We start from the raw sequence: 13,164 nt of genomic DNA, 5'->3' as shown, positions 1-13,164 counted from the left end.
GTTCCCTTGAATTGCGTTGATATGACATGCGCACTCACGCGTGCTGTTCGATCACGACGACGCGCTGCCCCGCGCGCACCGTCGCGCCCGGCGCGACGTGAATCTCGCCGACCGTCCCCGCACACGGCGCGATGACGGATATCTCCATCTTCATCGATTCGATGACGACGAGCACGTCGCCCGCCTCCACCATCGCGCCGCGTTCCACGCGAACCTGCCACAGATTGCCCGCGATTTCGCTGTCCACCGCGATCTGTCCTTCGGCGAGCGGAGCGACATCCGCATCGGCGGCGACGGGCGCATCGAGTGTGGTTTCGTCGCTGCCCGCTTCGTGCCAGCGTTGCCGCTCGGCCTCGAACGCCGTTTGCTGATGCGCGCGGAACTGCGCGATCTCGTCGCCTTCGCGTTCGAGAAACGCCTGATAGTCCGCGAGAGACAGCTCCGTCTCCTCGATCTTCAACGGATAGCGCCCGAGCGGAAACGCTTCGCGTATGCGCAGCAGTTCGTCGGCGGGCACTTCATAGAAGCGTATTTGATCGAAAAAGCGCAGCAAATAGGGACGTCCCGCAAAATCCGCGACTTCACGATAGCGGTTCCACATTTGCAGCGTGCGTCCGACGAACTGATATCCGCCCGGCCCTTCCATGCCATACACGCAAAGATACGCGCCGCCGATGCCGACGGAGTTCTCCGCAGTCCACGTGCGCGCCGGGTTGTACTTCGTCGTCACGAGCCGGTGACGCGGATCGAGCGGCGTCGCGACCGGCGCACCGAGATAGACATCGCCGAGTCCCATCACGAGATAGCTTGCGTCGAACACGACGCGCTTCACGTCATCGATCGAATCGAGACCGTTGATGCGGCGGATGAACTCGAGGTTGCTCGGACACCATGGCGCATCACGACGCACCGTCGTCATGTATTTGTCGATGGCGAGCTGACACGCGGGATCGTCCCACGACAGCGGCAGATGCACGACGCGCGACGGCACGCGCAAGTCTTTTTGCAGCAGCACGCGCTGCCATGTCGCGGCGACGTGTTCGAGCAGCGTATCGAGCGGCAATTGTTCCGGCTGATAGTGAATCTGCAACGAACGAATGCCGGGCGTGAGATCGATCACGCCGGGCAAGCGCAATGCTTCGAGCGACTGCATCAGCGCGTGGCCGCGAAAGCGCAGCACGAGATCGAGTTCGGGCGGCCCGATTTCGAGCAGCAGATGCGTGTCGCCGGATAAGCGCGCGACGAGACGTTCGTCGCCATCACCCGTGTTCAGCACGATCGGCGAATGCAGTGACGTTCGCTGCGCATCGTGTGGGTGCGCGTTCAACGTGCGCACTTCATCGACATTCGCCAAAGCCGCCGTGCGTGCCGACGCGATATCCACGGGCACGAAGCGCAGCGTGTCGCCCGCCTTCAACTGGCCGATCTTCCAGAGGTCCGCCTCGATCACCGTGACCGGACAGACGAAGCCGCCCAGGCTCGGACCATCGGGGCCGAGAATCACAGGCATGTCGCCGGTGAAATCGATCGCGCCGACGGCATACGGATTGTCGTGAATATTCGATGGATGCAAACCCGCCTCGCCGCCATCGGCGCGCGTCCATTCGGGCTTCGGTCCGATCAGCCGCACACCGGTGCGGCTCGAATTGAAGTGGACTTCCCAGTCGGTGGCGAAGAAGCGCTCGACATAGCCTTCGCTGAAGTATTCCGGCGCGCCGTGCGGACCGTAGATCACACGAAGCGTGCGCATATCGTCGAGACGATGTTCGAGTGTCTCGGGCAAGGACGTGCCCGCATCGCGATCCGTCAGCGCATGAAGATGCAACACGTCGCCCGCACGCAGCGCGCGCCCGCCGTGTCCGCCGAACTGACCGAGCGTGAACGTGCTGCGGCTGCCGAGATAACGCGCGACGTCGAGTCCGCCGCGCACGCACAGATACGCACGCGCGCCCACGCCGCGGATTGCGCCGAGCGCGAGTGTCGCACCGGCGGGAACGAAGAACGTCGTGTTCAGCGGCTGCGCGATGTCGTCGAGCGTGACGGAGAGCATCGCGCCCGTCACGGCGACCACGGCGTCCGTGTTGAAGCGCAGCGTCGGACCGCTCATCGTGATTTCGAGGGCGGCGGCTTCATCATCGTTGCCGAGCAGGCGATTGCCCAAGCGCAATGCGCGTGCATCCATCGGACCCGAAGGCGGCACGCCCACGGCCCAATAGCCCGGACGTCCCGGATAGTCCTGCACGGTCGTCTGCGTGCCGCCGCTCAGCACTTCGAGCGTGGCCGCGCGATAGCGCAGGCCTTCGAGGCAACGCGTCCACGCGTGACCGCTTGCAAATGGCGCGTCCGCGAGAATCTGCCGCAAATACGCGCGATTCGTCTCGACACCGTAGATGCGCGTGGCATCGAGCGCGGCATCGAGCGCGTGGCGGGCTGCATCGCGCGTCGGCTGCCATGCGATCAGCTTCGCGAGCATCGGATCGAACCAGGGCGGCACTTCGCAACCGGCTTCGATCCATGTGTCGATACGCAAGGCGCGGCCATCGAAGGGCGGAAACGACACATCGGTGAGAAGGCCCGGACACGGCTTGAAATCGCGGCCCGGATCTTCCGCATAGAGACGCGCCTGAATCGCGTGGCCCTGCGGCTTCAGATCGCGCGACAGTACATCGAGCGGCGCGAGCGTGCCCGCCGAAAGCTCGATCATCCAGCGCACCAGATCGACGCCCCACACCTGTTCGGTCACGCCATGCTCGACCTGCAGCCGCGTGTTCACTTCGAGGAAATAGAAGCGCGCGGCATCGCTGTCGTAGACGAATTCGACGGTGCCCGCCGAGCGATACGCGACCGCTTGCGCGAGCCGGATCGCGGCATCGCATAACGCGGCTTCGACGCCGTCAGGAAGATTAGGCGCAGGCGTTTCTTCCAGCACCTTCTGATTGCGCCGCTGCACCGAACAATCGCGCACGCCGAGCGCGATGGCGGCGCCACGGCCGTCGCCGAACACCTGCACTTCCAGATGCCGTGCGCGCTCGATGTACTTCTCGAGAAACACGCCCGCATCGCTGAAATTGTTTTGCCCGAGCCGCCTGACGACATCGAACTGTGCGGCAAGCTCGTCGGCCGTGCGGCACACGCGCATGCCGATACCGCCGCCGCCCGCCGTGCTCTTCAGCATCACCGGATAGCCAATGCGCGCCGCCGCTTCGCGCGCGGCATCGAGATCGTCGAGCAGGCCGGTGCCTTCGAGCATCGGCACGCCTTGTTCGGCGGCGATTGCGCGCGCCGTGTGCTTGAGGCCGAAGGCGCGCAACTGCGCGGGCGTCGGTCCGATGAACGCGATGCCCGCCGCTTCGCACGCCTCGGCAAACGCCGCGTTCTCCGAGAGGAAGCCGTAGCCCGGATGAATCGCCTGCACGCCTTGAATGCGCGCGACGTCGAGTATCTTCGCGATGTCGAGATAGGTGAGATTCGCCGCGCCGTCGCCCAAGCTGCATGCCGTATCGGCGAGGCTGACATGACGGCTCGCGCGATCCGCTTCGCTATAGACGGCGACGCCCGTAACGTTCAACTCGCGCAGCGTGCGCAGAATGCGGCAGGCGATCGCGCCGCGATTCGCGATGAGAACTTTGTCGAACATGAGTGGATGTTCAATGCGTGGGCGGGCCGTCCCGCCACGTGAGCATGCGTGCCGTGGTCGTCCACGGCAGAGGTTCTTTATCGTTCAGTGAATCAATGCTTGACGGTGCGCTTCATCGGCATGAAACGTTCGGAGCGCGCCTTCATCATCGTGTAGAGCCAGCGACGCAGCGTGGTCAGTTCCATATCGTCAGCTCCGCGGGAGTCGGGTTGTAGGCGTTGCACGGATTGTTCAGTTGCGGGCAGTTCGAGATCAGCACGATCACATCCATTTCCGCGCGCAATTCGACGTATTTTCCCGGCGCGGAAATGCCGTCTTCGAACGTCAGGCCGCCTTCGGAGGTCACCGGCACGTTCATGAAGAAGTTGATGTTCGCGGCGATATCGTGCTTCGCGAGCCTTCCGTCATGCGCGCACGCACGCAGATAGTTGTCTCTGCAACTATGCATGTAGCGCTTTTCCAGTGCGTAGCGCACGGTATTGCTTTCCTGTGCGCACGCGCCGCCGAGCGTGTCGTGACGGCCGCACGTATCGGCGACGATCGTCAGCAGCGGATTGCCGAGGTTCGAGTAGAGCACGGTGCCCGTCGTCAGATAGAGGTTTTGCTGGCGGCGCAGCGTGCGTTGCGCGTCGTAGCGTTCGCGCGGGTCCGCTGCGCTGTAGAAGAGCGTATCGATCGCCTGATTGCCTTCGACGTCGCGAATGCGCAGTGTCTGTCCCGCCTTCAGTTCCTTGAGCCACGGCTCGCCTGCGGGCAAGGTCTCGCGAAAGACGGCTTTGGTCGGATCGAGCGTGCTGGCTGTGAGTGTGGATGTCGTCATTGTCGTCAAGCTCGGCTCTTGCTCAAAGAAAGAATCGTTCGGTATTGATGAAGCCGCGCGCGTTTTCATCGCACGAGGTTCGGCAGATTTCCGCGATGTGCGCATCGGCGGCGCTCAGCGTGAGCTTCACCGGCTTCGGCGCGTATTCAGGATTCGGGTCGAGCGGATGCTGGATCGCGGTCAGCACGACGAGCGTGTTCATCGGCGCATATAGCTCGATGGTGTCGCCCGCCTTCGAATTGCCGCGCACGAAGTTCAGCGCGCCTGCATCCGTCACGTCGACACGGCTGAAGAGATTGAGCGTCATCAGAAGATCGGCGAGGCCGAGTCCCCATTTGCCCAGCTCGACGAGCAGGTTGTCCGTGCCGTTGCGATAGAACGCGTTGCGCAGTTCCTGATAGCGGCCTGCGCCGTATTTGTCCGCCACTTCCGCCGCATTGGACACGCCCGCGAGACTGTCATGCCATCCGCACGTATCCGCGACGATCGCGGCGAGCACGCGGCCCATGTCGGAATAGAGGCAGTGGCCGCGCGTCAGCTTCGCCGTGTGCTGGCATTTGAGGGTGTCCGGCAGATTCAGGCGTTCGCTCTTTTCGGCCGCGTTGAACATCAGCATGGCGACGTTCGCGCCGCCGCGCACATCGGTCAAGCGCAGCAACTGGCCGCGCTTCACGATCAGCGATGCATGGCCGCCGCCGGGAATCGTTTCTTCGAGCAGGATGTCGTTCATATAAAGGTCCTTTCGCTTATGCGGGCACGGCGAGCAGCGGCGGAATCTGCATGGCCGCATGCGCTTGCCGTACGCCGTTGCGTTCGAGCGGAATGTCGTAAGTGATACGCGCGCCATAAGCCTGCGGCGCCTGCGGATCGATGCGCACTTTGTCGAACACGAGCACGCGGCTGCCGAGCGTGAAGCCTTCCTTCAGGTCGTGCGTGACCATGAAGACAGTCAGCTTCGCTTCGCGCCACAGCGCGTTCAGCAGTTCGTGCATGTCGCGGCGGATGCCGGGATCGAGCGCGCCGAAGGGTTCATCGAGCAGGAGCACGCGTGGCTTCATGACGAGCGCCTGTGCGAGCGCGAGACGTTGCTGCATGCCGCCGGAAAGCTGATGCGGATACTTGTCGAGCGAATCGGCAAGCCCGACGCGCGCGAGCATGGCAACGGCTTCGTCGCGTGCGCGTTGCCGGCGCGCGCCGAACAACCGGCCCATGAAAGGCGCATGCGGCAGTTCGAGACCGAGCATCACGTTGCGCAGCACGGTGAGGTGCGGAAACACCGAATAACGCTGGAACACGACGCCACGATGCGCGTCCGGCTCCGGCGGCAGCGGTTGGCCGTCGAGCAGAATCTCGCCGCGCGTCGGGCGTTCCTGGCCGAGCAGCATGCGCAGAAACGTCGACTTGCCGCAGCCCGACGCGCCGACCATCGAACAGAATTCGCCTTCCGCGATATGCAGATTGAGCCGCTCCAGCACGACCTGATCGTCGTATTGCTTCCACAGGTTGCGGATCTCGATCATGCGCGGCCTCCCTGGTACCAGGGAAACGCCCATTGCGTGAGGCGGCGCAACGCTTCGTCGATCAGCCACGCAAGCAGCGTGATCCACGCGACATACGGCAGGATCACGTCCATCGCGAGATAACGGCGCACGAGAAAGATGCGATAGCCGAGGCCGTCCGTCGATGCGATCGCTTCCGCCGCGATCAGAAAGAGCCACGCCGAACACAACGCGAGCCGCAGCGCGATCAACAGACGCGGCAGCAACTGCGGCACGATCACGCGCAGGATCAGCGTCCAGCTCGATGCGCCGAGCGTCTGCGCCTTGACCCACAGTTCCTCGGGAATCTCGCGCGTGCGCTGTTGCAGATCGCGAATCATCATCGGCGTGATGCCGATCACGATCAGCACGACCTTCGACAATTCGTCGAGCCCGAACACGATAAAGAGGATCGGCAGAACCGCGAGCGGCGGAATCATCGATATCACCGTGATGAACGGCGACAGCGTCGCGCCCGCGAGCGGAATCGCACCCGTCACGATGCCGAACACGAGCGCGATGGCGGCGCTCGCAACGAGCCCGATGGCGAGACGCCTCAAGCTCGACACCGTGTCGTTCAGCATCATGTATTCGCCGGTGCGCTTGTCCTCGGTGAACGCGTATTCGTGCAGCGCGTCTTTCATCTGCGTGGCGGACGGCAAGAGCTTGTCGTCGGGATTCGCCTGCAGGCGCACCGATGAGCCGGTGAAGTACACCGCGATCAGCACGATGAACGGCAGCAGCAACAGCATGAGCCCGCCGGTGCGACCGGGATGTCGGTTGATGAGCCGCATGGGCCTCTCCTCGTCAGAATGCGGCGGGGCTCACAGCTTCCCTTGGGCGGCCATGCGCACGTACGTCGGATCGAAGCGCAGCTTCAGATTGCCCTTGCTGCCGACGACCACGTCGTTGTCGAACGCCATGCCGACCGCGCCCGCATTCGCGGCGCCCTTGCCGAGCAGTCCGTGATCGAACGAGAACTGCGCGACGCGCGTCATGATCTTCGGCATGTTCGGGCTTGTCGCGAAGTCGAGTGCCTGCTGCGGCGTGTAGAAGAGCGCCGTGGTCGAGAGCTGCGCCTTGTAGCCGGCGAGATCGGTGCCCGATGCCTTCGCCATCGACGTGAGCGCGGCGTCGCTGCCGGGCGAGGCGGTGTGCATCGTCTGCATCATCTCGAACCATGCACCCGTGAGCGCCTTGCCGAGCGCGGGGTTGTCGTGCAGCGTCTTCGTGTTGACGACCATCATGTCCATGATCTCGCCCGGAATGCGGCTCGAATCGAACACTTCGGAGACGTTGGGTTTCGCCTTGAGATCGGCGAGCATCGGGTTCCAGGTGACCGCGTTGTGCACGGCGGACGTGGCGAATGCGCCGGAGATATCGGCGTCGGATGTATTGACGGTCTTGATGTCACGCTCGCTCATGCCGGCCGATTCGAGCGCGCGCGCCAGCAGATAGTGCGACACCGAAAGCTCGACGAGATTGACCGACTGGCCCTTGAGATCGGCGACCTTCTTGCCCGTGCCCTTGATGAGCACGCCGTCGTTGCCGTTCGAGTAGTCGCTGACGATGAGCGCGGTGCTGTCCACGCCGCCCGTCGCGGGAATGGTCAGCGCGTCCATGTTGGTCATCGCGCAGCCGTCGAACTTGCCGGCGGTGTACTGGTTGATCGATTCGATGTAGTCGTTGAGCTGCACGACATCGACATTGATGCCGTACTTCTTCGCCCATTTGGACATGATGCCCTGCGTCTTCGCATAGCCCCACGGCATCCAGCCGGCATAGATGGTCCAGCAGACCTTGAAGTCCTTGCGGGCCTGGGCGAACGAGGGCGTGGAAAAGCACAGGGAGAGAGCGACGGCGGCAGCGGCGAGAAAACGGACGCGCATGAGGGAGACCTCGCAGGAAACGGTTATCGACGGCAGGAGCGGCGCGACGCATCGCGTTCTCTCCCGGGCTTTTGTCCCGCCGTGTAACCTCGTTCGAGGTCGACAACTCTCGGACCAGCGTCACGCATCGACTTGCATGCGGACCGGAACCCTAGTCATCCATTTGCCAGATTGTGATTGCTAAACCGGATGCTGCACCGGCTCCTGAAGCCTGTGTATGCGATAAGCGTGCCAACGCCGGAATCGGCTGGATCGGCGCTGTTTTTGTCGACTTCATGCACAGAAGCGAAGCGCAACGGCGATCGTCCTGCGCACGCGCGCACCAAACGAGTGCCTGTCTCGCTTCGACGTTTATCTCAGCTTGAACGTGCGCTCAAGCCGCGCCGCATTCGGCGAGCGGCGCGTCGTGCATCGGCGCGTTCGAAGTTCGCGGCGTATCGAGAGTGATGCGCCGAATGAGCGCGAGACTATCCTGTCTTCAGCACCCGCAACGCCACCGCTTGCGCGCCCGTGGCTTCGGCATCCGCTGTTTGTTTTGCCTCGCGTATCGACAGATAGCGCAGACAACATACGCGCAGAAACGACGCGAAATTGGTCGGCACCTCGCCACGCAGCGCGATGAGTTCATCGTAGAGTTTGACGGCGAACTGGCTGGTCGTCAGGTTCTCGCGCCCGGCGATTTCCTGCAGCACGTCCCAAAAGAGATTTTCGAGCCTGACCGTGGTGATCACGCCATGAATGCGCAGCGAGCGCGTGCGCGATTCATAGAGGATCGGATCGGCGTTGATATACACCCCACACATGACGTTAGCCTCCCGGAAACGGGCCGTCATGCTCGCGCACGACGGCCATCGACCAAGCTACTTCCCAACGCTCAGACCGGCAATTGCATCAAACCCTGCGTTGCTTCATTTGCTGCGAGATGTAATCCGCCTGACGGATGGCGAGCGTGACGATCGTGAGCGTCGGGTTTTCGGCGGCGCCCGTGGTGAACTGGCTGCCATCGGAGATGAACAGGTTCGCCACTTCGTGCGTCTGACCGTGCGCGTTGCAGACGCCGTCCTCGGGACGCGCGCTCATGCGGGCAGTGCCGAGATTGTGCGTCGACGGATACGGCGGCACGATATACGTCGCCTTCGCGCCCGCCGCTTCGTACACCGCGCTGCCCTGCTTGAACGCGTGCTCGCGCATGGCTTCGTCGTTCGGATGATCGTCGAAGTGGACGTTCGGCACCGGCAGGCCGTACTGATCCTTCACGCTGGTGTTAAGCGTGATGCGGTTCGACTCGCGCGGCATGTCTTCGCCGACGATCCACATGCCCGCCGTGTACGGATACGCGTCGAGCGCCGCCGTGAAGTTCGGGCCCCACGCGCCCGGATCGAGGAACGCAGCATAGAACGGCAGCCCGAGCGAGATCGTCTCCATGTGATAGCCGCCCGCGAAGCCGCGCTTCGGGTCGAACACCGCTTCGTCCTCGATGATGCCGGCCATCGTCGTGCCTTTGAACATCTCCACTTTCTCGTTGAACACGCCGTAGACCGAACCCGTGGTGTGCCGCATGTAGTTGCGGCCGAGCTGGCCCGAGCCGTTCGCGAGCCCGTCCGGAAATTTGCTCGACTCCGAGTTGAACAAGAGACGCGGGGTTTCGATCGCATTGCCCGCCACCGCGACGACGCGCGCCTTCTGGCGCTGAAGCCTGCCGTCCGCATCGTAATAGACGACGCCCGTCGCCTTGCCGTGCGCATCGTGCTCGATCTTCACGACATGCGCGCCGCTGCGCAACTCCATATGCCCGGTCGCCTGCGCGCGCGGCAGCTCGGTATAGAGCGTCGACCACTTCGCGCCCATGCGGCATCCCTGAAAGCAAAAGCCGCGCTGGAAGCAGTGCGTGCGGTCGTCGCGCACCGTGCTGTTGATCGCCATGTGGCCGGTGTTGCACTCCTTGTAGCCGACCTTCGTCGCACCCGCCGACATCACCTTGAAGTTGTTATTGCCAGGCAGCCCCGGCAGGCCGTTCGTGCGCGTGACGCCCATCTTTTTTTCGGCGCGGTCGTAGTACGGATCGAGATCCGCGCGCGTGATAGGCCAGTCGAGCAGATTGGCGCCCTGAATGTCGCCGTAATTCGTCTTCGCCTTGAACTCGTGCGGCTGAATGCGCAGGCTCGCGCCCGCCCAGTGCGTGGTCGTGCCGCCGACCGTCTTGCAGATCCACGCCGGCAGATTCGGAAAGTCCTTCGCAACGCGCCACGTGCCGGACGTCGTGCGCGTGTCGAGCCATGAAAGCATCTTGAAGGCGTCCCACTCGGAAGTGGAGAAGTCGCCTTGCGTATGCAGCTTGCCCGCTTCCAGCACGACGACGTCGATGCCCTTCTGCGCGAGTTCGTTCGCGAGCGTGCCGCCGCCCGCACCCGAGCCGATGATCACGACGACATTGCCGTCGCCGTGCTTGTACTGCACCTTGTTACCCTGATCCATGTCGGTCTCCGCATAGTTGCGCTGCTCGTATCCGCTGACAGGCGCGTCATTCAACTGTCGGTCGGGACGGGGCCGCTCGCGCCCGCGGGCGGATCGGGCAGCCACGACAAGCTGTTGAAGCCCTGACGCAGATAACCGCCATCGCCTCTCGATGCGCCGTAGCCGAAGTGCGCATACGCCATTGGATTGGCGTACAGCGAGACCACCGCCGTGCTGCGGATCGTGTTGAAGAACGGCGTGCCGGCGAGCGCGGCCACGTCCGAGGCGCGTTCGTTCGCGCTGCGCTTGGTCCAGTCGGAACCGGCTTTGGCGTCGAGCTGGGCGATGCCGTCGGCGAGTTGCTTGCGCACCGCCGGATCGGCTTTGGCCTTCGCGTCGAGATCCTTGACGACGAGCGCATACACGGCGTCATCGAGCGTGGCGTGCGGATAGATTTGCCGCGTGACTTGCAGCAGCACTTCGCCCTGATGCGTGTCGAGGCCCTGCATTTCGAGCGCCCAGACGCGGCTCGGCGCGAGGCTTGCGAAGATCGACGAAGCGGCGATCGTGCCGATCAGCACGCCGGAGCCGCGCAGAAACTCGCGTCGCGTGAGCGGAATTCGGGGTGGCGCGGCGGCGGTTTCGTCGTGATCGTGCGGATGTCCGCCGTCGTGCTGATGTCCACTGTCGCGCGCGTGCCGCTGCGCGACGATCGGAATGATCGTGTCTCGCATGTCTCTCTCCTTGTGGGGTACTGCAACAGCTTATGGTTGTGCTTCCGTGCCGCCGTGCTGCTCTTACCGCCGTCTCTAAGCTATTCGTAATGTCCGTGACGTTCGAGCACTTCGATCTTGTAGCCGTCCGGGTCCTGAATGAAGAAGTAACGCGCGATCAGCGCGCCGTCGTCGCTCTTGAACTCGCGCACGTCGTTGGGCGTGAGGCCCAGGCCGGTCAGGCGTTCGCGCTCGGCTTTCACATCATCGACGCTCACCGCGACGTGACCGTAGCCGTCGCCATGCGTGTACGGCTCGGCGCGTCCCTTGTTCCAGGTGAGTTCGAGTTCGGCGTGGGTTTCGTCGTTGCGCAGATAGGCCAGCGAGAAATCCGGAAAGTCGAGCCGATGCGCGACAGAGAGGCCGAGCGCCTTCTCGTAGAAGTCCAGCGAGCGTTGCAGATCCTGCACGCGAATCATCGTGTGAATCAGTTTTGACATGGGCGCCTCCTCCTGATGAAACAAGTTTAGGAAGGCGCGCGGCCAACGGGGTAATGCCCGGTTAAATCGGACCTAGGCGTTTCCCCGAGCCGCGCAAAACCCCATATTCGACGATGCGCGCAAACGAACAAGCTATACGCGCAAACGAAACTATTTGTCGCAGATGCGCTGAATTAAGTCACCAGTAGTACGATAAATAGCGGTATTTCGATATCGAATGTTCGAATTCGATCATCGTCATGCAACTAAAACGGGCACAGCGCGCAGCCGCTCCTCGCCCGCCAAGACCAATGGAGACTCAAATCTTGAAAACAGTCATCGGCTTGCGCTGGTGGATCATCGCGCTCGTCTGCGCGGGCACGATCGTCAACTACCTGTCGCGCAACGCGCTCGGCGTCATGGCCGCCGAGCTCAAGACGCTCATGAACATGAGCACGCAGCAATACTCGTATGTCGTCGGCGCGTTTCAGGTCGGCTACACGATCATGCAGCCCGTGTGCGGACTCATCATCGACGTGATCGGGCTGCGGCTCGGCTTCGCGCTGTTCGCGTGCCTCTGGTCGGCAACGGGCATCGCGCATGCATTCGCTGCCGGCTGGATGTCGCTCGCCGCGCTGCGCGGGCTCATGGGTCTGTCGGAAGCCGTCGCGATTCCGGCCGGCATGAAAGTGGTCGCGGAATGGTTTCCGAATCGCGAGAAGTCGGTCGCGGTCGGCTACTTCAACGCCGGCACGTCGCTCGGTTCGTTGCTGGCGCCGCCGCTCGTCGTCTTTCTGTCGCTGCGCTACGGCTGGCAAAGCGCGTTCGTCGTGACCGGCGCGATGGGCTTCATCTGGGCCGCGTTCTGGTACTGGCTCTATCGCGCGCCGGGCGAGCATCCGCGCATCAGCAAGCAGGAGCACGGCGCAATCGTCGATGGACAAACGCCGCTTGCACATCGTTCGCAGGGCAAGCGCCGTATCAGCGAAGTGCTCGGCACGCGCCGCTTCTGGGCGATCGCGCAGGCGCGCTTCTTCGCCGAGCCCGCGTGGCAGACCTTCAGCTTCTGGATTCCGCTCTATCTCGCCACGGAGCGGCACATGGACCTCAAGCACATCGCGATGTTCGCGTGGCTGCCGTTTCTCGCCGCCGATCTGGGCGGTTTGTTCGGCGGGTATCTGTCGCCGTTCCTCATGAAACGCTTCCGTCTGCCGCTCGTCGCGTCGCGTATCGCGGGCGTCGTGCTCGGCGCGTTCATGATGATCGGACCGGCGTGCATCGGGCTCGTTGCGTCGCCGTATGAAGCCATCGCGCTGTTCTGCGTCGGCGGCTTCGCGCATCAGATGATCTCCGCGCTCGTCAACACGCTCACCGCCGATGTCTTCGAGCCCGGCGAAGTCGGCACCGCCGCGGGCTTCGCGGGCATGGCGGCGTGGATCGGCGGACTGGGCTTTTCGCTCGTCGTCGGCGCGCTCGCCGATTCGATCGGCTACACGCCCTTGTTCGCCGCACTCGGCGCGTTCGACCTGATCGGCGCGGCGTTGCTCATCGTATTGATGCGCGGCGTGAAGAGCGACGCCAATCCACGCGAAACGGCACAAAGCGCCGCCTGAGATCGAATCAACCGGATACAC

11 protein-coding genes and 1 riboswitch are annotated in these 13,164 nt (G+C 63.3%); of the genes, 1 reads left to right on the top strand and 10 read right to left on the bottom strand.

Features of this window, described 5'->3' with window-relative positions; all coding sequences use genetic code 11:
- Nucleotides 1–34: 34 nt before the first annotated feature.
- From uca to BRPE64_RS20930, 10 genes are all read right to left on the bottom strand, one after another.
- Nucleotides 35–3,637 (bottom strand): urea carboxylase, encoded by a 3,603-nt coding sequence (gene uca / locus BRPE64_RS20975; protein ID WP_016346849.1) that lies wholly within the window; start codon nt 3,635–3,637, stop codon nt 35–37.
- A gap of 175 nt (nt 3,638–3,812) precedes the next feature.
- Entirely contained in the window at nt 3,813–4,457 is a 645-nt protein-coding gene (locus tag BRPE64_RS20970) for an urea amidolyase associated protein UAAP2 (RefSeq protein WP_016346847.1), read from the bottom strand.
- A gap of 22 nt (nt 4,458–4,479) precedes the next feature.
- Nucleotides 4,480–5,187: an urea amidolyase associated protein UAAP1 gene (locus BRPE64_RS20965; protein ID WP_016346846.1), complete on the bottom strand. Its 708-nt coding sequence runs from the start codon at nt 5,185–5,187 to the stop codon at nt 4,480–4,482.
- A gap of 16 nt (nt 5,188–5,203) precedes the next feature.
- Nucleotides 5,204–5,977 (bottom strand): ABC transporter ATP-binding protein, encoded by a 774-nt coding sequence (locus tag BRPE64_RS20960; RefSeq protein WP_016346845.1) that lies wholly within the window; start codon nt 5,975–5,977, stop codon nt 5,204–5,206.
- A complete protein-coding gene (locus tag BRPE64_RS20955; RefSeq protein ID WP_016346844.1) occupies nt 5,974–6,789 on the bottom strand; it encodes an ABC transporter permease in 816 nt (271 codons plus the stop codon). Before BRPE64_RS20955 ends, BRPE64_RS20960 begins: the two co-directional genes overlap by 4 nt.
- 30 nt (nt 6,790–6,819) lie before the next feature.
- Entirely contained in the window at nt 6,820–7,884 is a 1,065-nt protein-coding gene (locus tag BRPE64_RS20950; RefSeq protein ID WP_016346843.1) for a putative urea ABC transporter substrate-binding protein, read from the bottom strand.
- Between the two features lie 58 nt (nt 7,885–7,942).
- Nucleotides 7,943–8,050: riboswitch (guanidine-I (ykkC/yxkD leader) on the bottom strand.
- Between the two features lie 301 nt (nt 8,051–8,351).
- The gene (locus tag BRPE64_RS20945; protein ID WP_044042824.1) at nt 8,352–8,687 is read right to left on the bottom strand and encodes a ribbon-helix-helix domain-containing protein; all 336 of its coding nucleotides are present in this window, start codon (nt 8,685–8,687) and stop codon (nt 8,352–8,354) included.
- Nucleotides 8,688–8,775: 88 nt separating this feature from the next.
- The gene (locus tag BRPE64_RS20940; RefSeq protein ID WP_044042823.1) at nt 8,776–10,359 is read right to left on the bottom strand and encodes a GMC family oxidoreductase; all 1,584 of its coding nucleotides are present in this window, start codon (nt 10,357–10,359) and stop codon (nt 8,776–8,778) included.
- 50 nt (nt 10,360–10,409) lie between these two features.
- The gene (locus BRPE64_RS20935; RefSeq protein WP_016346839.1) at nt 10,410–11,072 is read right to left on the bottom strand and encodes a twin-arginine translocation signal domain-containing protein; all 663 of its coding nucleotides are present in this window, start codon (nt 11,070–11,072) and stop codon (nt 10,410–10,412) included.
- Nucleotides 11,073–11,152: 80 nt separating this feature from the next.
- Complete coding sequence (locus tag BRPE64_RS20930; protein WP_016346838.1) at nt 11,153–11,551, bottom strand: VOC family protein; 399 nt, start codon at nt 11,549–11,551, stop codon at nt 11,153–11,155.
- Nucleotides 11,552–11,856: 305 nt separating this feature from the next.
- On the opposite strand from BRPE64_RS20930, the gene BRPE64_RS20925 reads away from it, so the two are divergent.
- A complete protein-coding gene (locus BRPE64_RS20925) occupies nt 11,857–13,143 on the top strand; it encodes an MFS transporter (protein ID WP_044042987.1) in 1,287 nt (428 codons plus the stop codon).
- Nucleotides 13,144–13,164 lie beyond the last annotated feature (21 nt).

The sequence above is a fragment of the Caballeronia insecticola genome, assembly GCF_000402035.1.
Classification (GTDB): domain Bacteria; phylum Pseudomonadota; class Gammaproteobacteria; order Burkholderiales; family Burkholderiaceae; genus Caballeronia; species Caballeronia insecticola.
Note: the sequence above shows the minus strand (reverse complement) of the source record. Positions and strands in the feature narration are given on the sequence as shown.